Genomic DNA, 18,624 nt, shown 5'->3' with positions numbered 1-18,624 from the left:
CCACCGTTCGTCACAGAGGCTTGGCGAGTACGGCCTTGCGGTGGCTGAAGGTCTCGATGGAGTAGCGGCCGTGGTAGCTGCCCATGCCGCTCTCCCCGACGCCCCCGAACGGCAGGTCCGAGACGGTGAGATGGGCCAGCGGCAGGCCGAACCCGAGGCCGCCGGAGGAGGTTTCGGCGGCGAGCCGCTCCCGGGTGGTGTCGGAGTCGGTGAACGCGTACAGGGCCAGCGGCTTTTCCCGGTCGTTGATGAAGTCGATGGCCTCGTCGAGCCCGCCCACCTCGACGATGGGGAGGATCGGGCCGAAGATCTCCTCCTGCATCACGGGCGCGTCCGGTGACACCTCGGCCAGGACGGTCGGCGCGATGTACTTCGTCTCGCGGTCGTGCGCGCCACCGGTGACCTGACGGCCGGAGTCGAGGAGAGCGGTCAGCCGGTCGAAGTGCCGTTCGTTGACGATACGGCCGTACTCCGCGGAGGCGGCGGGGTCGGACCCGTACAGCCCCTCGATGGCCTTGGCCAAGGCGGCTTCGAGAGCAGGCGCGGTCTCGGGGTCGGTGAGGACGTAGTCGGGCGCGACGCAGGTCTGCCCGGCGTTGAGGAACTTCCCGGCCGCGAGGCGGGCGGCGACGGTGTCCAGGTCGGTGTCCCGGTCCACGAACACCGGGGACTTGCCGCCCAGTTCGAGGGTGACGGGCGTGAGGTGCCGGGCGGCCGCAGCCATCACGATGCGGCCGACCGTGCCGTTGCCGGTGTAGAGGATGTGGTCGAAGCGCTGCTCGAGCAGGGCGGTGGTCTCCGGGACCCCGCCTTCGACCACGGCGACCGCGTCGGTGTCGAGGTACTGCGGTACGAGGCGGGCGAGGGCGGCGGAGGTGGCCGGGGCCAGTTCGCTGGGCTTGGCGACCACCGCGTTGCCCGCGGCCAGGGCACCGGCCACCGGGGCCAGCAGCAGCTGCGCCGGGTAGTTCCAGGGGGCGATGACCAGTACGACCCCCAGGGGGTCGTACTGCGTCCAGGCACTCGCCTCGCCGATGAACGCCGGGACGGGGGCCGGTTCGGGGCGCAGCCACCCGTCGAGATGCTCCAGGGTGTGGTCGATCTCGCGTATGACGAAGTCGATCTCCGTGCGGTACGCCTCGGCGGAGCTCTTTCCCAAGTCGGCGTGGAGCGCCGCGGCGAAGGTCTCCCCCTGCTCGGTGAGCAGGGTACGCATCCGGTTCAGCTGCTCGGTGCGCCAGGCCACGGGCTTGGTCGTGCCGGCGCGGAAGGTGGCGCGCAGCCGGGCGACGAGCTCGGCGGGCTGGTCGGGGGCGGGGTTGTTCATGGTTCCCTCACAGGTGCGGTAGGGCGGAAGAGGGGGCGTCTGCGGGGGATCAGCCGCGGTTCAGGGCGTCGATGAGGTTCCGGGCGAGCCGCGCCGAGGAGGCGGGGTTCTGACCGGTGTGCAGATTGCGGTCGGCCACGACGTGCTCGCTGAACGGGGCCGCGGCCTGGAAGTCGGCCCCCAGTTCCACCAGGCGGTCCTCGAGCAGCCACTTGGCCTTGCCGGCGAAGCCGGCTGCGGTTTCCTCGGTGTTGGTGAAGCCGGTCATGCGGTAACCGGCGAACGGCCAGCTGCCGTCCTCGCGCCGGGCGGCGAGCAGGGCCGCCGGGGCGTGGCACAGCACGGCGAGCGGCTTGCCGGAGTCCAGCGCCGCGGTGAGCAGTCGGCCGGAGCGGGCGTCCACGGCGAGGTCCTCCATGGGGCCGTGGCCACCGGGGTAGAGGACGGCGGCGTACGCGTCGAGGTCGACCTCTTCGAGCTTGGCGGGGTTCTCCAGGTCGGCGCGGATGGCAGCCAGGTACGCGGCGATGGCATCGGACTGCTCCTTGCCGCCGGTGGACTCGGCGGCGAGGCTCACGGCGTCCACGGTCGGAGCGACGCCGCCGGGGGTCGCGATGGTGACGTCGAACCCGGCCTCGCGCAGCAGCCGGTGCGGTGTAGCGAGTTCCTCGGCCCAGTAGCCGGTGGCGTGGCGGGTGCCGTCGGCGAGCGTCCAGTGGTCGGCGCCGGTGACGACGAACAGAACTGCGGTCATGACTGTCTCCTTCGAACTGCGCGCGGGTCGCGCGGTGGTGGGGCGGGCGGCGAGCGGTGGTTCAGGCGACGGTGATGATGATCTTTCCGCGGGTGTGGCCCTCGCGGCTGAGGCGCTGGGCGTCGGCGGCCTGCTCCAGGGGGAACGCGGCGGCCACGTCCACCCGCAGCTGACCGCGCTCGGCGAGTTCGGTGAGAGCCTCCAGGTCCCGGGCGTCGGGTCGCACGAAGACGTACCCGCCACCGAGGCCGAGCACGGCGCCGTCCACGGCCGAGGCCAGGCGGCCGCCCTCGGCGAGCAGCCCTGGCGAGACCTTCAGGGCGTCCCCGCCGACGAGGTCGAGGACGGCGTCCACGCCCTGCGGCGCGAGGGCGCGGACCCGGTCGGTGAGGCCCTCGCCGTAGGCGACCGGCTCCGCCCCCAGCCCTCGCAGGTAGGCGTGGTTGTACTCACTGGCGGTGCCGATGACCCGGGCGCCGAGCGACCTGGCGATCTGTACGGCCAGAGAGCCGACGCCACCCGCCGCGGCGTGCACCAGCACGGTGTCGCCGGCCCGCACCCGCAGGGAGCGTGTCAGCGCCTGGTACGCGGTGAGGCCGGCCAGCGGAAGGCCGGCGGCCTCCTCGAAGGAGAGACCGGCGGGCTTGCGGGCGAGCGTACGGACCGGGGCGGCGACGTACTCGGCGAAGGTCCCGCGGGAGACGAAGTCCTCACGGACGTAGCCGATCACCTCGTCGCCCGGAGCGAACTCGGTGACCCCGACGCCGGTCTCCTCGACGACGCCCGCCACGTCCCAGCCGGGGATGACGGGGAAGACGGCGTCCATGACGGCGTCCAGGTACCCCGCCTGTATCTTCCAGTCGACCGGGTTGACGGCGGCGGCCTTCACGCGGACCAGCACGGTGTCCACGCCGAGCTTCGGGTTCGGTACCTCGCCGTACTCCAGGACCTCCGGGCCGCCGTAGGTGCGGTAAGTGATGGCCTTCATGGGGGTGACTCCTTGTGTGGTGGTGGTGCGGATCGCAGGGGGTTGGTCAGGCAGCGGTCGTGGCAGCGGCCGGCTCCGTCGCGGGCAGGTGTTCCGTACGGGGCGCCGGCTGCCCCTGCTTGAGGCCGGCCAGCGAGAGGGCCAGGACGAAGGCGAAGGCGACACCGGCCAGGGCGAAGCTCAGGGTGAACTGGCTCTCGGCGGGCAGCGGGGGCACTCCGGCCGGAAGGTTCTCGATGGTCCTGGAGGCGAGCAGCGAGGTGATCAGCGCGCTGCCGATCGCGCTGCCGACGGACCGGGAGATGGAATTGAGGCCGTTGGCGATGCCGGTCTGGTGGGGTGGCACCCCCGCGACGATGAGGGCGGGCATCGCGGCGTACCCGAGGCTGATGGCTGTGCCGACAGCCAGGCCGGCGCCGATGACCGAAGGGGCCGAGGAGTGGGCGGTGGCCAGCCACGTGAAGCCGACGATGCCGATCACCGCGCTGAGGGCGAGGGTGTGGCGCGGTCCGATCCTGCGGATCAGCACGCCACCGAACTGGGAGACGACGAGCGACGCGATCGTGCTGGGCAGCAGGTACTCGACGGAGGCGCGGAGCACGGAGGCGCCGAAGCCGTAGCCCGCGACGTCCCTGGGCACCTGCGCCAGGTAGGAGACGCCGAGGAACTGGGCGAACATCCCGAATCCCACGAAGAGGCCCGCGAGGTTGCTGAAGAGCACCGGGCGGTGCAGGAACATCCTCATGTCGACCATGGGGTCGCGGACCCGGCTCTCGGTGAAGCTCCAGACTCCGGCCATGAGGACCGCTCCGGCGAAGCTGCCCAGCGTAGGGGCGGAGGTCCAGCCCCACTCGTGCCCCTGGGAGATCGGCAGCAGCAGGAGAACCAGGAAGAGGCCGAGGGTGAGGGCGCCGAGCAGGTCGGTGCGTCCGCCGGTCTTGGTGCGGCTCGCCGGTACGAGGAGAACGACGGTGAGCAGGGTGACCACTGCGAGGCCGGTGGCCATCCAGAAGACGTGGTGGTAGTCGGCGTTCTCGCCGCGGGTGAGCAGGCCGGTGGTGACCAGCGCGAAACCGCTGCCGAACGCCAGGGTGCCGCTGACCAGCGCCATCGCTCCCGGCAGACGGCGGGCGGGGATCTCCTCACGGAGCACCGACAGGGCGAGCGGGAAGATCGCGGTGGCGGCGCCCTGCAGCACCCGGCCGACGATCAGCCAGAGCAGCGAGTCGGTCGTGGCGGCCAGGACCGAGCCGACGATCATCACCGCCAGCACGCCGATGAGGGTCGGCTTCTTGCCGTGCTGGTCGCCGAAGCGGCCGAGCAGCGGGGTGAAGACGGCTGCCGAGAGCAGGGTGGCGGTGGTGACCCAGCTGACCTCGGCGGAGCTGACGCCGAGGCTGCTCTGGATCAGGCCGAGGATCGGCACCACCAGTGTCTGCATCATCGACACGATCATCGCTGCGAGGCTCAGGGCGAGGACCACGGCGGTCTCGGCTCGCTGTCGGCCGTGCGGCGGAGCAAGGGGTTGGGACACGGGTGCTTTCTCCGGGGCGGGGTGGGGCGCCGTGGCGGGAACCCGACAGGGGACTGGTTGGCGGTTAGATGCTTGATGCAGCCAAGCAATGACAGCGACGGTAGACCTCAAAGGTTGAGGACGTCAAACGTTGAGGTTCGCCTACACTTGAGGCATGGCCCACACCTCCGCCCTGCCCGCCGCACGCTCCGCTGCGCAGGACAGCGACCCTGACCACGACGCACTCATGGAGCGCTTGGCACGCGCTGCTGCCGGTTACTACCGGGACCTGACAGCGGCGGCCGCACTGCACGGGCTCACCATGACGCAGGCCAAGATGCTCATCCTGCTCCGGCGGCAACCACTGCCCATGCGCGCCCTCGCGGGGAGGCTGGCCTGCGACGCCTCCAACATCACCGGACTCGTCGACCGGCTGGAGGCGCGTGGACTGGTCTCCAGGCACGCCGACGCGGCCGACCGGCGGATCAAGAACGTGGTCGCCACCGAAGAGGGACGGGAGGCAGTCCGCCTCATCCGCGCCGACATGCGGGGCACCTCGGAAGCCTTTGCGCGTCTGGACGAGGAGGGGCGCCGCAGTCTCTACGAGCTACTGGGGCGCCTGCACCCCGAGGACACGCAGGAGACGACCTGATCGAGGCCGCAGCGCCGACCGCCGCGTCGGACCGCGCAGGCGCCGGGCGTTTCAGCCGGGCGGTGCCGACAGGTGGATCAGGATGCCGCACACCTCGTCCACGATCTCCTGGGCCTCCGTCTCGTCCTCGCAGTCGCCCAGCTCGCGTGCCGCCCCGCCGATCACCGTGGTGAGCACTCTCACCCGGACCCGACCGGCACGGCGCTTCTCGTCCACCTCCAGGAGCCGGGCGTTGCGCCGGACCCACGCGCGGTCCCACTGGCGGCGCAGCGCGTCGAATCCCGTGGGGCCGTCATCCTCCACGAGCAGTCTGCCGAACCGCCGGTTGTCCCAGGCGCCTTCCAGGTACGCCCTGGCTCCTGCCACGAAAAGGGCGATGGGGTCGTCCACGCCACGGCCTCGCTCGCCGGCCAGCGTGGCCGCGGTCCGGCGCTCCTGTGCCTCCCGGAACTCCTCCCAGAGAGCGAGGTAAAGCCCTCGCTTCCCGCCGTAGTGCTGGAAGAGGCTGCCCACCGGGATGCCGGAGCGAGCCGCGATCTCGGCGAGACCGGCATCGGCGTAACCGCGCTCGGTGAACACCTCCAGCGCGGCGTCCAGCAGCGCACTCCGGACCGTCCGGTTCTGCGCGGTAGGTGCCTCTTCGGTCCCCGCCGACTCCACGATGCCGCTCACTGGTGATCCCCGCCTTCCCCGGCCCCGTCGCGGATGGCGAGGGCGACCAGCAGTTCCAGGAGGTCGGCGATCCGGCGCGGATTGCGCCCGGTGCGTTCCTCGATCCGGCGCAACCGGTAGTGCGCCGTGTTGTGGTGTATCCGCAGCCGGTCGGCGGCCAGCCGCAGGTTGAGGTCGGCCTCCGCGAAGGCCCGTACGGTGGCCGCCAGCGGGTCGCCACGTCTGCGGTCCTCCTCCAGCAGCGCCCGCACGCGGGGATCGACCAGCTGGCGGGCGAGGTCGTCGGCGCGCAGCGCCAGGTAGTCGAAGGGGGACAGGCGCGGCAGTGCCGCCACCCCGCCTCCGCTCGGCACGAGGTCGAGGGCGGCCCGTGCCTCCTCGTAGGCGCGGGGCAGTTCGCCGGCGCCCTCGGCGACCGTGCTGATGCCCATGGCGAGCATGGTTCCCTCTCGCGCGAGCCGCCGCTGCACCGCCTCGAAGTGGGCACAGATGTCCTCCGCGTCCATGCCGGTGCGGACCACCGGCACGGCCACCACCTCGCCGTGGCGCACGACGACCAGGGTCCGGCCGGCCCAGGGCCCGGCGATGCCGATGGACGCGCTGGTCGCATAGCCGTGCTCGGCCGAGGTGAGGTCACCGGTGCGGGTGTCGCCGACGCACACCGCCACGACCGCCATCATCGGCGAGTGCGGCCCGATGCCGTACGCCTGAGCCGCGGCGAGCAGCGGACCGCGCGTCGGTGCCGCGCCGGCCAGGAGCTGGTCCAGGAGGTCCCGGCGCTCCCGGTCCGCGTCGGCGACCACGTGCTGCTGGTACTCGACATAGGCCTGCGCGGCATGCGTGCTGGCGAAGTCGACGTACCGCATCAGCGGTGTGACGAGGGACAGCGCGGCCTGCTGTGCCTCGGCGGACGTGCCCGCGCAGTCCAGCAGCACGTCCCACAACACCTGCCGGCCGACCCGGAAGGCACTGATCCAGTCCTCCAGGGCGAACCCCGCGCGTGCTCTGCGCATGGCCGCCGCGCGGCTGAAGACCAGGTCCTCGGGGGCGATGTCCCGGTCGCCGGCCAGCGCCGCCAGCTGCATCCGGTAGTGCGTGAGGACCTGGTCCCGTACGTCGTCGAAGAACCGCTCGTCCTGCAGCGCGTACGACGGGATCTCCGTGCGCATCACCGCGACGGCGGAACTCGCCACGTCCTCGAGCCGGTCCTGGACGGCGTGCAGGATCCGGTGCCGCTCCCGGCTGAGCGGGTCGGAGGGTGCGGGGGCGCCCAGGGCGGGTCCGCGAGACATGGCGCCGATCGTCGCTGGCGTTCTCGTGTCCCGTCAACAGGCCCGGCGGGCGACATACCGGGGGAGCTGGGCGCGGCGCACAAGTCGGTGGCCTCGAAGTTGGGTGCTCGCACCCAATGTGCGCTCGGAAGGCCCCCACCTACTGTGACGCTCGCCCACCCCCCAGCACCTCGGAAGGGGCGTCACTCATGCTCGCGGTCGACGGTATCAGCGTGCGCTTCGGCGGGATCACGGCACTGGACGGTGTCGCGTTCACCGTCGAGCCGGGCACCGCCGTGGGGCTCATCGGACCGAACGGAGCCGGCAAGACCACCTTGTTCAACTGCCTCACCAGGCGCTGCACCCCCGATGCGGGGACGGTGCGGTTCGACGACGAGGACCTGCTCGCCCTCCCGCCGCACTCCGTGGCCGGGCGCGGCATCGCCCGCACCTTCCAGAACCTGGGTCTGTTCCCGCTGCTCACGGTCCGGGAGAACGTCATGGTCGGCGCCCACAGCCGGGGGCGCACAGGACACCTCGCCGCGGCGCTCCGGCTGCCCCGCGTCCGGCGGGAGGAGAGGGAGCTACGTGACCAGGCGGACGACCTGCTACGGCGCCTCGGCCTGGCGGAGGTCGCCGACCACCCCGCCTCCGGGCTGCCGTTCGGCACGCTCAAACGCGTCGAACTCGCCCGGGCGCTCGCGGTACGGCCCCGGCTGCTGCTCCTCGACGAACCCGTCAACGGGCTCAGCCACGGCGAGGTCGGCCAATTCGCGGATCTGGTCCGGTCGGTGCGCGAGGAGTTCGACCTCACGCTCGTGGTGGTCGAACACCACATGGGCTTCGTGATGGGCCTGTGCGACAAGGTGATCTGCCTCGACTTCGGGCGCAAGATCGCCGAGGGCTCGCCGGAGGAGATCCAGCGCGACCCGGCGGTCATCGAGGCGTACCTGGGGGTGGCGGCATGACGGAACCCACCACCGACAGCGCCGAAGCCGCGCGGGCGGAGGCGGAGCCGGACTTCCTGAAGGTCGCCGGCCTGCATGCCGGATACGGCCAGGCCCGCGTGCTCCAGGGGCTCGACTTCTCCGTCGCACGCGGCGAGGTGTGCGCGATCCTCGGGCCCAACGGCGCGGGCAAGACGACAACTCTGCGGGCCCTGTGCGGCATGGTCCGCGGACGCGGCTCGGTGACGTTGAACGGCACGGAGCTGCTGGGCCGCTCGCCCGAGCAGACCGCCCGTCTCGGCGTGGCGCACGTACCCGAGGGCCGGGGCACCTTCAACGACCTGACCGTCGAGGAGAACCTGCGCGTCGGCGCCCACGTGCGCACCGGGCGGTGGCGGCGGGGCAGCGCCGAACGGGCGGCCGTGGCGGCCGACCTGGAACGGATCTACGACTACTTCCCCAAGCTGCGCCAGCGGTCCCGCCAGGCCGCCGGCAGCCTCAGCGGCGGCGAACAGCAGATGCTCGCCATCGGCAGGGCGCTGATGCTGCGGCCCGCCCTGCTGCTCCTGGACGAGCCGTCGCTGGGGCTCGCGCCGCTGGTCACGCGGGAGCTGTTCGAGATCGTCCGTGCCGTCAACGAGGAGGAACGCACCACCGTGGTCGTCGTCGAACAGAACGCCCAGCTCGCACTCGATGTCGCGCACCGGGCGCACGTACTGGAGGCCGGCCGCCTGGTGCTGTCCGGGCCGTCCCGGGAGATCCGCGAGGACGGGCAGGTCGCCGAGGTGTACCTCGGTGTCTCCGTCCGCTCCGGAAAGGACGGGGGAGCGCCGTGACCGAACTGCTCCAGCAAGTGGTGGAAGGGGTCGGCTCCGGCGCGGTCTACGCCAGCCTGGCGCTGGCCCTGGTGCTGATCCACCGGTTCACCGGGATCGTGAACTTCGCGCAGGGTGAGCTCGCCATGATCTCCACGTACGTGGCGTGGCAGCTCGTGGCGTCCGGGATGTCCTTCTGGCTCGCGCTGCCGGTCACCCTGGCGGTGTCCTTCGCCGGCGGCATGCTGGTCGAGCGGATCGTCATCCGTCCCGTGCGGAACGCGCCCGAGCTGACGATGGTCATCGTCACGGTGGGTCTGTTCATCTTCGTCAACGCGATGGCCGGCCTCATCTGGTCCTTCACCGTGAAGGACTTCCCACAGCCGTTCCCCGACGGCGGGATCGACCTGGCCGGGGCACGCGTGGACTGGTCGACCCTCGGGATCATCGCGGTCGTCGCCGCAGTGATGGGGCTGCTGTATCTGCTGTTCCAGCACACCTCCGCCGGCCTGGTGATGCGGGCGGTCGCCTGCAACCCCGCCTCCGCCCGGCTGTCGGGCATCCGAGTGGGCCGCGTGCTGATGCTCGGCTGGGGGCTGGCCGCGACGGTCGGCGCGGTGTCGGGCGTGCTCGTCGCCCCGCTGCTGTTCCTCGAGCCCAACATGATGGGCGGGGTGCTGATCTACGCGTTCGCCGCGGCCACCCTCGGAGGCTTCGACAGCCCGGTCGGCGCGGTCGTCGGCGGCCTGTGCGTGGGCGTCGCCGAGACGCTGGCCGGGGCGTACGTGGACGTCGTCGGCGCCGATCTGAAGGTGGGCGTACCCCTGGTGATCATCCTGGCGGTGCTGCTGGTACGGCCCCAGGGCCTGTTCGGACGGGCGGCGGTGGAGCGCGCATGAGCACGATCGTCGCAACCCTCGGCACCGACCGCGCCCGGCGTCTGCGGGCCGCGCTCACCGCGCTGCTCGTGGCGGCGGTCGCCCTGTGCGCACCGTTCTACTTCGCCCCCTTCCAGGTCTTCCAGCTGACCATGGTGCTGCTGTACGCCGTGGCGCTGGCCGGACTGAATCTGCTGGTCGGCTTCGGCGGGCAGATCTCGCTCGGGCACGGCGCGTTCTTCGCGGCCGGGGCCTACACGGCGGCGGTCATGCTCGACCGGTACGACACCGGCCACCTGGCCACGCTGCCGGTCGCGGCCGCCGGATGCTTCCTGCTGGGCCTCGGTTTCGGGGTGCCCGCCCTGCGGCTGCGCGGGCTGTACCTGGCCCTGGTCACCCTCGCCTTCGCGGTGTTCCTGCCGCCGTTGCTCAAGCGGCTCGAACCGGTCACGGGCGGCTCGATGGGCCTGACCGTGGACAAGATGCAGCCGCCCGCGTGGAGCGGGCTGGCCGAGGACCAGTGGACCTACTTCGTCGTCCTCACCGTCACCGCGGTGGCCCTGCTGCTCGCCCGCAACCTGCTGCGGTCCCGCATCGGCCGGGCACTGCTCGCCGTGCGGGACAACGAGAGCGCCGCGGAGGTCATGGGCGTACGGCTGTCGCTGCACAAGACCCTCGCCTTCGCGTGGAGCGCGCTGTTCGCGGGCGTCTCCGGGTGCGTCTACACCTGGGTGATCGGCTTCGTCTCACCCGACTCGTTCAGCTTCGTCCTGTCCATCACGCTGCTGGCCGGCCTGGTGGTCGGAGGACTCGCCTCGCTGTACGGACCGCTGCTGGGGGCGGCCTTCGTGATGTACGTGCCGAGCGTGGCCCAGGACATCAGCGAGGCGGCGCCCGGTGTGGTGTTCGGCCTGCTGATCATCGCGGTGATGTTCGTGGCGCCGACGGGACTGGCCGGTCTGGCGGCACGAGTCCGGAGCGCCGCAGCCCGTCGCTCCTCTCGCACCGCCAGCGACGCCGACCAGGCGCCCGAACCCGAACCCGAACCCTCCGCGCCCCCCACCCCGGCGGATCCCGCCCCTGCCGATGCCGAACCCGTGGGCGCACCGCCCCGCACGGAAAAGGAATGAATCGCATGCGCAAGAAAACCACTGTGCGGGCGGCCGCGGCCGCGTCCGCCGCCCTGCTCCTCGCCACCGCCTGCACCAGCCAGCGCGGGCAGGACGACAAGGACGCCGCCGCCGACGGCGCGTGCCAGGGCCAGCAGACCACCGGCATCACCGACAAGAGCATCAAGCTGGGCGGCATCTACCCGCTGTCGGGACCCGCCTCCGCGTACGGCACGATCAGCAAGGGCGTGAACGCCTACTTCAAGCACGTCAACGACAAGGGCGGCATCGACGGCCGCACAGTGGAGTTCATCGTCCGCGACGACGGCTACCAGCCGCCCAAGGCGGTCGAGGAGGCCCGCAGACTCGTCGAGCAGGAGAAGGTCTTCGCCGTCTTCCAGACCCTGGGCACCCCGTCCACGGCCGCCGTGTGGGACTACCTCGACAAGCGGAAGGTGCCGCAGCCCTTCGTCGCCACCGGCGCCTCCGTCTGGGGCACGGACGACAAGCACCCGTGGACCACCGGCTGGCAGCCCAACTACATCTCCGAGGCACGCGTGTACGCCAAATACCTCAAGGAGGAGAAGCCGAAGGCCAAGGTCGCCGTCCTCTTCCAGAACGACGACTTCGGCAAGGATCTGCTCGGCGGGTTCAAGGAGGCCGTCGCCGACAGCGGCATCAAGGTCGTCGCCGAGGAGAGCTACGAGGTCACCGACCCCTCCGTCTCGGCGCAGATGACCAGCCTCGCCCGGTCCGAGGCGGATGTGCTGCTCAACATCACCACCCCGAAGTTCGGCAGCCAGGCACTCGCCGCCGATGCCAAGAACACCAAGTGGAACCCGCTGCACATCGTGAACAACGTGTCCTCGTCCGCCACCGTGCTGAAGCCCGTCGGGTTCAAGAACGTCCAGGGCGTGGTCTCGGCGACCTACTTCAAGGACCCCGCCGACCCGCAGTGGGCGGACGACGCGGAGATGAAGACGTACCGGGACGCGCTGCGCGAGCACGCGCCCGGCTCCGACCCGGCCAACCAGTTCAACGCCTACGGCTGGGCCGCCGCCTCCAGCCTGCACAAGGCCCTGGACGCGATGAAGTGCCCGACCAGGGAGGGGCTGCGGGACGCGGTGCGCAACCTCAAGGACGTCAAGGTGGACATGCTGCTCCCCGGTGTCACTCTCTCCACCGGGCCCGATGACGCCTTCCCGATCGAGACGATGCAGCTGATGCGGTTCAAGGGCGAGCGGTGGCAGCTGTTCGGCAAGCCGGTGGACACCCGCAAGGAGTTCGGCCCGCCGGCGAAGTGAGCCTGCGGGGCCGGTCCCCAGGGGTCGAGGCACCGACCCCTGGGGACCGGCCCCGCAGCCCGTCATGCCCCCTCTTGCCCGCCACGCCGCGCCGCGCGCCGGACAAGGCCGCGGCCTCCGCCGGGTTTCAATAGGCTGAACATCGGCGACCGAGTACACGGTGGTGTCCAGCGGTGGAGAAGCCGATGACGGAGCTCAGCGAAAGCCACGACGATCCGTTCGCCCTGCACCTCGCCGCCCTGGTGGTGCTCGACGACCGGGGCGTGGTGGTCGGATGGAACCGGCGGGCTCAGGAGCTGCTCGGCCATCCGGACACAGCCGTGATCGGTCGTCCGGCGTTCGAGGTCCTCGTCGATCCTCGTGATCTGCCGGCTGTCACCGAGGCCGCGGCGAAGTGCAGGAGAGCCGGTGGCTGGTTCGGCGTACTCACACTGCGCCACCGCGACGGGCAGCTCGTGGAGCTGGGGCTCAGGGCCCATGAGCTGTCACGCGGTGACCGGGGCCGTGAGTGGTTTCTTGCCGGGGCACCCGCGGATGACGTCCTCGAATGGCAAAGGGACCGCGCGGTTCTCGACGGACTGTACCGCCAGTGCCCGATCGGCTTGGTCATCCACGGCCCCGACCAGAGGATTCTCCGGGTCAATCGGGCCATCGAACGGTTCAGCGGCGTCCCGGCAGCGGACTTCCGGGGGCTGTCCACCGGCCGGTTGCTCCTCTCCGACGACGCGCGCAAGGCTGTGGACCGTGTGCGCCAGGTGATGCAGACCGGCAGACCCCTGGTCTACTCCGAGCAGTTCGTTCGCCTGGAGCAGGATCCGGCACGGGAGCGGGTCGCGTTGGTCTCGTCCTTCCGGATGGAGGATCCCTCCGGCCGCGTCCTGGGCGTGGCCGAGATGATCGAGGACATCACCGACCGCCATCGGGCCCAGCGTCGGCTCGCGCTCCTCGACCAGGTGGGCAGCCGTATCGGGACCACGCTCGACGTGGCCGAGACCGCCCGGGAACTGGCCGAAGTGATGGTGCCTCACCTCGCCGACCATGCGTCGGTGGACCTGCTTCAGGCGGTGACGCGCGGTGAGGAACCGGTGCGCTCCGTGGCAGGGCCCGTGGTCCGGCTGGGGACCTGCAGCGTCGGTGCCCAGCAACCCGGCCCGCCCCACCCCGAGGGCGAGCGCGTGGAGTTCGGGCCCGAGACACCTCAGGCCGGGTGCCTGGCCGAGGGCCGGCCCGTCCTGGAGCCGGTTCTCCCGCCCGACTGGGTCTCGGCGGCAGGCCGTCAGGGAGCCCAGGCTCCGGACCTGAGCGCCCACTCCCTGATCGTGGTACCTCTTGCCGCGCGTGGCCTGGTGCTCGGTGTGATGACCCTGTGGCGCTCGCGCCGCCCCGATGCCTTCGAGGCGGACGACCTCACCCTCGCTCAGGAACTCGCCTCGCGCGCCGCCGTCGCCGTCGACAACGCCCGGCGATTCACCCAGCAGCAGCAGACCGCGTTCACTCTGCAGAGCAGCCTTCTGCCCCGGTCGGTTCCGGACCAGCCGGCCGTCGAGGTGGCCCTGCGGTACCTGCCCGCCAGCGCGGGGCCGGGTCTGGGCGGCGACTGGTTCGACGTCATTCCCCTGTCCGGGGCGCGGGTCGCCCTCGTCGTCGGCGACGTGGTGGGACGCGGCATCCACGCTGCCGCCACCATGGGCCGGCTGCGCACCGCCGTCCATACACTCGCCAGCCTCGACCTGGAACCGGACGAGGTCCTCTCCCGCCTCGACGACCTGGTCAACCTGCTGGCGGCCGAACAGGAAGCGGTCGGCGAACGGCCCGTGGGTGAGCAGGTCGTCGGCGCCACGTGCCTGTACGCCGTGTACGACCCGGCTTCCGGACGCTGCTCCGTGGCCCGCGCCGGTCATCCGCCGCCGGTGGTGACAGCTCCGGACGGACAAGTGGCTCTGCTCGACCTGCCCGCCGGGCCACCGCTCGGCCTGGGCGGCCTGCCGTTCGAGGCCCGGGACATCGAACTGGCCGAGGGAAGCCTGCTGTGCCTGTACACCAACGGAATCATCGGCGAGCGCCACATCGATGCCGACATCGGCCTGACGAAGCTGTGTGCAGCGCTCGCCCGCCCCGCGGGCGCGCTGGAGCGCACCTGCCAAGCGGTGGTCGACGCGCTGGTGCCCTCGCGCCCCAGTGACGACGTCGTCCTGCTGATCGCCCGCACTCGCATGCTGCCACCGGACAACGTCGCCTCCTGGCGTCTGCCGCCGGAGCCTGCCAGCGCCGGCCGGGCCAGGGCTTTGATCTCGGCCAAGCTGACCGAGTGGGGTCTGGAGCACTTGGCGTTCACCACCGAGTTGGTCGCCAGCGAACTGGTCACCAACGTCTATCGCTACGCCGGCGGCCCCGCGACCCTGCGGCTGATCCGTGAGCAGTGTCTGGTGTGCGAGGTCAGCGACACCAGCCACACCTCACCACACCTGCGCCGCGCCCGTACGACCGACGAGGGCGGGCGCGGCCTGTTCCTGGTGGCCCAGATGACCGAACGCTGGGGTACCCGTTACACCCGCGAGGGCAAGACCGTGTGGACCGAGCAACGGCTGACCGGCACGCCCGTCTGACCGTCCAGGGCCGCGGGCGGCGCGGGAGGCCGCCCGGAGCCGGCCCGCACGCGCCGCCGTGGTCATTCGGCCGCGGCGAGCAGCCGTGCCTCGCTCTCCTCGTACAGGCGCCGCTGCTCACGGCTGCCGGCGGCACGGCGACGGTGGTCCAGACGGCTGCCCAGCCAGCCCGCGAGGTAGCCGAACGGGATGGAGACCAGCCCGGTGGACTGCATGGGGAACAGGTCGAAGTCGGCATGCGGGAAGACGGCGGACGGCGTCCCCGAAACGGCCCTGGAGAAGACCATGAGCAGCAACGCGCAGGCCGCGCCGCCGTAGAGGGTGGCGAGCAGGCCGGTGCGTGTGAACCCTCGCCAGAACAGGGAGTAGGTGAGCGCGGGTGCCACCGCCGATGCCCCTATGCAGATGGCCAGCGTGGTCAGCACGCCGACGTCCCAGTTCTGCACCATGGTGGCGAGCCCGATGGCGACGATCCCCACGGCGACGCTCGTCCAGGCCGCCACCGTCATCTCGGTACGGGGCTCGGCCTGTCCTCGCCGCACCGCATGGGCGAACAGGTCGTGGGCGAGTGACGAAGCCGCTGCCAGGGTCATGCCCGCGACCGACGACAGCAGGGTGATGAACACCATGCCTGCCACGGCCGAGTACAGGATCGTCGCGCCCGCGGAGCCGGGGGCCCCGCCGAGCACCTGGGGCAGCATGAGCACCGATGTTCTGCCGTGCGGGTCGGCCGCGATGATGTGCTGCGATCCCACCAGGGCCGCCGCGCCCGTACCCATGATGATCACGAGCAGGCAGAAGGTGGTGACCGTGCCGACCGCCCATGACATGGAGCGACGCACGGCCGGTACGTCCTGCGCGGAGTACAGGCGCATCGTGATGTGCGGCAGGCAGGCCACGCCGAGGATGACGGTGATCTGGAGACTGACGAAGTCCAGCAGGCCACCGGTGGAAGTGCCGAGCTGCAGACCCTGCCGGAGGTAGGCGGGGCCCGCGCCGCTGCCGTGCTGGGCTGCCCTGAGGATGTCGCCGGGGTTCCAGTCGAAGCGGTTGAGCACGAGAGCGGCGACGACGGTGCTGGTGCCGAGCAGGAGCACGATCTTGATCATCTGAATGAGTGCGGTGCCCCGCATACCGCCGATCGCCGCGTAGATGATCATCAGTGTGCCGACGATGACGATGCACGCCGTCCTGGCGCCCGCGGCGTACGGAATGTCCAGGATGAAGGTGAGCAGCGACCCGGCTCCGGAGAGCTGGACGACCAGGAAGGGCAGGGTCGCCGAGAGGGTCACCAAGCAGGCGGCGATACGCACGGCCCGTCCCGGCATGGTGCGGGCGAGGACGTCGCCCATGGTGAACTTGCCGGCGTTGCGCAGGGGTTCGGCCAGCAGGAACATCAGCAGCACCAGGGACAGGGCGGTGCTGACCGCAAGGACATAGCCGTCGTATCCGGCGAGCGCGATGATGCCGGTGGTGCTCAGCACGGTGGCCGCGGAGATGTAGTCGCCCGCGATCGCCAGGCCGTTCTTGAGCGGGGTGAGCGACAGGTAGCCGGTGTAGAAGTTCGCCAGGTCGTCGCGGTCCGGTCCCGCCATGACGCACATCATCAGCGTGACGGTGACCAGCGTGGTGAACAGAACCAGGACGAGGGCCTGTGTCCCGGAGCTGAAGTCGTTCATCTCGCCGTCCCCGCGCTCCCGCCGGCGGGAACCGCCCGCTCCCTGACTGCGCGGGCCAGCGGATCCACCGAGCGTTGCGCGCTGCGCCCGTACCAGAAGACCGCCGCGAAGGTGACGACGAGTTGGAGGACGCCCAAGGCCATGCCCAGGCTCCACTCTCCGGTGATCTTGGATCCCATCAGGCCGGGCGCGTAGCAGGACAGCACGACGTACACCACGAAGGAGCCGAGCGCGGTGAGCGTGGAGACCCGGCGGAGCAGACGGTAGGCCGAGCGGAGGGCGGCGAGGTCGGCGTCGCCCCGATGGGTCTCGTGTGCGTACGGGGCGTAGGGCGCGTCCCAAGGGGCTTGCCACCCGTACGAGTCGTACCGCGGGGCGTCGTGCCCGTACGACTCCGGCCATCCCGTGGGTGCTGAGGGTGGGTACCGGTTCTCGTCTGCGTATGTCATCGCCTGGCCTTCCACTACGGCACGGATCCGTGCGGTGAACGGGAAAGGATGCTTCAGGCGGCGCACCATACCGACTGGTTGGAATGCCCGTAAGCCTGCCGTAGGTCACATTTCGGCGTTGAGCCGGCCGCAGTCGGAGGCCGTCTTACCCCTGCTCGTCGACGGCCATCTCGCCCAGGAGTGACCAGTCGTCCTGCGGAACGTTCGCGTTCACGATGCGGGGTGTCTCGGCCAGATGCGGCGGCAAGGTCTGCTGCGCGGCCCTGAAGTGCGCCGACTGCACGTGAGCAGCGCCTGCTTCGTCATCGCGGAAGGCCTCGACCAGGACGTACTCCGTGGGGTCCGTCAGGCTTCGCGACCAGTCGAACCAGAGGCAGCCGGGCTCTCGGCGCGTGGCTTCGGTGAAGTCGGCGGTGATGTCCGGCCACCGGTCGGCATGCTCGGGGCGGACTCGGAACTTGGCGGTGATGAAGATCATCGGCCTTCCTGTCTCCTCGTGACGCGTGGTGACAAGACCGTACGACGTCAGCCGCGCATGGGCAGTTCACCCGCGCCAGGAAGTGCCCTGTGTGAGAGGGAAGCCATGTCTTCCCTCTCATGCAGGATCAGCGGGTGGGATCGAGGAGGATCTTGCGCACGCCGTCGGACCGGTCGGCGAACAGTCCGTAGGCCGCCGGGCCTTCGGAGAGGGCGTAGCGGTGGGAGACGACCACCTCGGGCTTGATCCGGCCGGCACGGGTCAGGGCGATCAGGGGAGGGAGTTCGTAGTGCACCGAGCACAGTCCGATGGCGAACTCCAGTTCCTTGACCTGCGCCAGCCCCATGTGGAAAGGGAACGCCTTGGTCTGGCTGACCCCGATGACGCTGACCCGGCCGGCCTGCCGGACGGCCTTGAGGGCGAGCTCGATCGTGGCGTCCGAGCCCACGGCCTCCACCACGGCGTCCGGTCCGCGTCCGCCCGTCATCTCCCGAATGGCCGTCCGCGCGTCCTCGCCCTCGACCGGCTCGACACCCAGGGTGGCGGCGAAAGCCCGGCGTTCCGCGACCAGGTCCGCGCCCAGCACCCGCGCGGCGCCCATCGCGAAGGCGCCCTGGGCGGCCATGAGGCCGACCGGGCCGAGGCCGACGACCAGGACCGTCTCACCGGGCTGGATGCGCGCACGGCGGCAGCCGTACCAGGCCGTGGGGGCGTTGTCCGTCAGGACGACCGCGGCCTCGTCGGAGATGTCCTCGGGCAGGTGCACCAGATTGACATCGGCGTACGGCACCGCGAGGGCCTGGGCCTGGCTGCCCTGAAGCTGTGGGCTCACCCCGTAGCAGAGTTCCGTGCTGGACTTGGCGCGCTCGCACCGGGCGGTGAATCCGGCCGCGCACGACCGGCACTCGGCACAGCCGGCCGAGGCCGGCACCAGAACCCGGTCGCCGGGCTTGAAGCGGGTGACCTGGTCGCCGGTGTCGGCCACCACACCGACGCACTCGTGTCCCGGTGTGTAGCCCAGCTCCGGACTGAACGGGTTGCCGTGGTAGATGTGCAGGTCGCTGCCGCAGATACCGGCCGTGGTGACCTGGACGACCGCATCGGTGGGGTTGGTGACGGCGGGCTCGGGGACGTCCCCGTAGCGGATGTCGTGACGTCCGTGGTAGCTCAGTGCTTTCACCG

The 18,624-nt window shown here is 71.0% G+C and carries 17 protein-coding genes; 7 read left to right on the top strand and 10 right to left on the bottom strand.

Going from position 1 to position 18,624, the window contains the following annotated elements; all coding sequences use genetic code 11:
• Window positions 1-10: 10 nt before the first annotated feature.
• From MQE23_RS04560 to MQE23_RS04545, 4 genes are all read right to left on the bottom strand, one after another.
• On the bottom strand, window positions 11-1,327 hold the full coding sequence (locus tag MQE23_RS04560) for an aldehyde dehydrogenase family protein (protein ID WP_243378317.1): 1,317 nt from the start codon (window positions 1,325-1,327) through the stop codon (window positions 11-13).
• Between the two features lie 49 nt (window positions 1,328-1,376).
• Complete coding sequence (locus tag MQE23_RS04555; RefSeq protein ID WP_020273862.1) at window positions 1,377-2,081, bottom strand: type 1 glutamine amidotransferase domain-containing protein; 705 nt, start codon at window positions 2,079-2,081, stop codon at window positions 1,377-1,379.
• A 61-nt stretch (window positions 2,082-2,142) separates the two neighbouring features.
• On the bottom strand, window positions 2,143-3,069 hold the full coding sequence (locus MQE23_RS04550) for an NADP-dependent oxidoreductase (RefSeq protein WP_243378316.1): 927 nt from the start codon (window positions 3,067-3,069) through the stop codon (window positions 2,143-2,145).
• Between the two features lie 46 nt (window positions 3,070-3,115).
• Window positions 3,116-4,603, bottom strand: coding sequence for an MFS transporter (locus MQE23_RS04545; RefSeq protein ID WP_243378315.1), 1,488 nt, complete (start codon window positions 4,601-4,603; stop codon window positions 3,116-3,118).
• A gap of 154 nt (window positions 4,604-4,757) precedes the next feature.
• Between MQE23_RS04545 and MQE23_RS43475 the strand changes: the two genes are divergently transcribed.
• Window positions 4,758-5,234, top strand: a complete 477-nt coding sequence (locus tag MQE23_RS43475; RefSeq protein ID WP_347710123.1) for a MarR family transcriptional regulator — start codon at window positions 4,758-4,760, stop codon at window positions 5,232-5,234.
• Between the two features lie 51 nt (window positions 5,235-5,285).
• On the opposite strand, the gene MQE23_RS04535 is transcribed toward MQE23_RS43475, so the two are convergent.
• Entirely contained in the window at window positions 5,286-5,906 is a 621-nt protein-coding gene (locus MQE23_RS04535) for a TetR/AcrR family transcriptional regulator (protein ID WP_243378314.1), read from the bottom strand.
• Window positions 5,903-7,198, bottom strand: a complete 1,296-nt coding sequence (locus MQE23_RS04530; protein WP_243378313.1) for a helix-turn-helix domain-containing protein — start codon at window positions 7,196-7,198, stop codon at window positions 5,903-5,905. The genes MQE23_RS04535 and MQE23_RS04530 overlap by 4 nt, the downstream gene beginning before the upstream one ends.
• Before the next feature lie 188 nt (window positions 7,199-7,386).
• Between MQE23_RS04530 and MQE23_RS04525 the strand changes: the two genes are divergently transcribed.
• The 6 genes from MQE23_RS04525 to MQE23_RS04500 all read left to right on the top strand — a co-directional run bounded on the left by MQE23_RS04525 (window position 7,387) and on the right by MQE23_RS04500 (window position 14,836).
• Complete coding sequence (locus MQE23_RS04525; protein WP_020273856.1) at window positions 7,387-8,145, top strand: ABC transporter ATP-binding protein; 759 nt, start codon at window positions 7,387-7,389, stop codon at window positions 8,143-8,145.
• Window positions 8,142-8,960: an ABC transporter ATP-binding protein gene (locus MQE23_RS04520; RefSeq protein WP_020273855.1), complete on the top strand. Its 819-nt coding sequence runs from the start codon at window positions 8,142-8,144 to the stop codon at window positions 8,958-8,960. The genes MQE23_RS04525 and MQE23_RS04520 overlap by 4 nt, the downstream gene beginning before the upstream one ends.
• Window positions 8,957-9,838 (top strand): branched-chain amino acid ABC transporter permease, encoded by an 882-nt coding sequence (locus MQE23_RS04515; RefSeq protein WP_020273854.1) that lies wholly within the window; start codon window positions 8,957-8,959, stop codon window positions 9,836-9,838. Before MQE23_RS04520 ends, MQE23_RS04515 begins: the two co-directional genes overlap by 4 nt.
• A complete protein-coding gene (locus MQE23_RS04510) occupies window positions 9,835-10,947 on the top strand; it encodes a branched-chain amino acid ABC transporter permease (protein ID WP_020273853.1) in 1,113 nt (370 codons plus the stop codon). Before MQE23_RS04515 ends, MQE23_RS04510 begins: the two co-directional genes overlap by 4 nt.
• 5 nt (window positions 10,948-10,952) lie before the next feature.
• Entirely contained in the window at window positions 10,953-12,230 is a 1,278-nt protein-coding gene (locus tag MQE23_RS04505) for an ABC transporter substrate-binding protein (protein WP_020273852.1), read from the top strand.
• 185 nt (window positions 12,231-12,415) lie between these two features.
• Entirely contained in the window at window positions 12,416-14,836 is a 2,421-nt protein-coding gene (locus MQE23_RS04500; RefSeq protein ID WP_037670339.1) for a SpoIIE family protein phosphatase, read from the top strand.
• Window positions 14,837-14,898: 62 nt separating this feature from the next.
• Here the strand turns inward: MQE23_RS04500 and MQE23_RS04495 are convergent, their stop codons facing one another.
• From MQE23_RS04495 to MQE23_RS04480, 4 genes are all read right to left on the bottom strand, one after another.
• Window positions 14,899-16,515 (bottom strand): cation acetate symporter, encoded by a 1,617-nt coding sequence (locus MQE23_RS04495; RefSeq protein ID WP_020273850.1) that lies wholly within the window; start codon window positions 16,513-16,515, stop codon window positions 14,899-14,901.
• Window positions 16,512-16,964: a DUF485 domain-containing protein gene (locus MQE23_RS04490; protein ID WP_037670357.1), complete on the bottom strand. Its 453-nt coding sequence runs from the start codon at window positions 16,962-16,964 to the stop codon at window positions 16,512-16,514. Before MQE23_RS04490 ends, MQE23_RS04495 begins: the two co-directional genes overlap by 4 nt.
• Window positions 16,965-17,109: 145 nt before the next feature.
• Window positions 17,110-17,442: a putative quinol monooxygenase gene (locus MQE23_RS04485; protein ID WP_020273848.1), complete on the bottom strand. Its 333-nt coding sequence runs from the start codon at window positions 17,440-17,442 to the stop codon at window positions 17,110-17,112.
• Window positions 17,443-17,569: 127 nt separating this feature from the next.
• Entirely contained in the window at window positions 17,570-18,622 is a 1,053-nt protein-coding gene (locus MQE23_RS04480) for an alcohol dehydrogenase catalytic domain-containing protein (RefSeq protein ID WP_243378312.1), read from the bottom strand.
• Window positions 18,623-18,624 lie beyond the last annotated feature (2 nt).

The organism is Streptomyces sp. HP-A2021, from assembly GCF_022807935.1.
In the GTDB taxonomy this organism is placed as follows: Bacteria; Actinomycetota; Actinomycetes; order Streptomycetales; family Streptomycetaceae; genus Streptomyces; species Streptomyces afghaniensis.
The sequence above is the reverse complement of the archived record's forward strand: the minus strand, read 5'-3'. Positions and strand labels throughout refer to the sequence as shown.

Bases quoted from the DNA above. Each gene is read 5' to 3' on its own strand.
- MQE23_RS04525 (WP_020273856.1), top strand. From the start codon at position 7,387: ATGCTCGCGGTCGACGGTATCAGCGTGCGCTTCGGCGGGATCACGGCA.
- MQE23_RS04505 (WP_020273852.1), top strand. From the start codon at position 10,953: ATGCGCAAGAAAACCACTGTGCGGGCGGCCGCGGCCGCGTCCGCCGCC.
- MQE23_RS04520 (WP_020273855.1), top strand. From the start codon at position 8,142: ATGACGGAACCCACCACCGACAGCGCCGAAGCCGCGCGGGCGGAGGCG.
- MQE23_RS04555 (WP_020273862.1), bottom strand. From the start codon at position 2,081: ATGACCGCAGTTCTGTTCGTCGTCACCGGCGCCGACCACTGGACGCTC.
- MQE23_RS04495 (WP_020273850.1), bottom strand. From the start codon at position 16,515: ATGAACGACTTCAGCTCCGGGACACAGGCCCTCGTCCTGGTTCTGTTC.
- MQE23_RS04510 (WP_020273853.1), top strand. From the start codon at position 9,835: ATGAGCACGATCGTCGCAACCCTCGGCACCGACCGCGCCCGGCGTCTG.
- MQE23_RS04560 (WP_243378317.1), bottom strand. From the start codon at position 1,327: ATGAACAACCCCGCCCCCGACCAGCCCGCCGAGCTCGTCGCCCGGCTG.
- MQE23_RS43475 (WP_347710123.1), top strand. From the start codon at position 4,758: ATGGCCCACACCTCCGCCCTGCCCGCCGCACGCTCCGCTGCGCAGGAC.
- MQE23_RS04550 (WP_243378316.1), bottom strand. From the start codon at position 3,069: ATGAAGGCCATCACTTACCGCACCTACGGCGGCCCGGAGGTCCTGGAG.
- MQE23_RS04485 (WP_020273848.1), bottom strand. From the start codon at position 17,442: ATGATCTTCATCACCGCCAAGTTCCGAGTCCGCCCCGAGCATGCCGAC.
- MQE23_RS04500 (WP_037670339.1), top strand. From the start codon at position 12,416: ATGACGGAGCTCAGCGAAAGCCACGACGATCCGTTCGCCCTGCACCTC.
- MQE23_RS04490 (WP_037670357.1), bottom strand. From the start codon at position 16,964: ATGACATACGCAGACGAGAACCGGTACCCACCCTCAGCACCCACGGGA.
- MQE23_RS04530 (WP_243378313.1), bottom strand. From the start codon at position 7,198: ATGTCTCGCGGACCCGCCCTGGGCGCCCCCGCACCCTCCGACCCGCTC.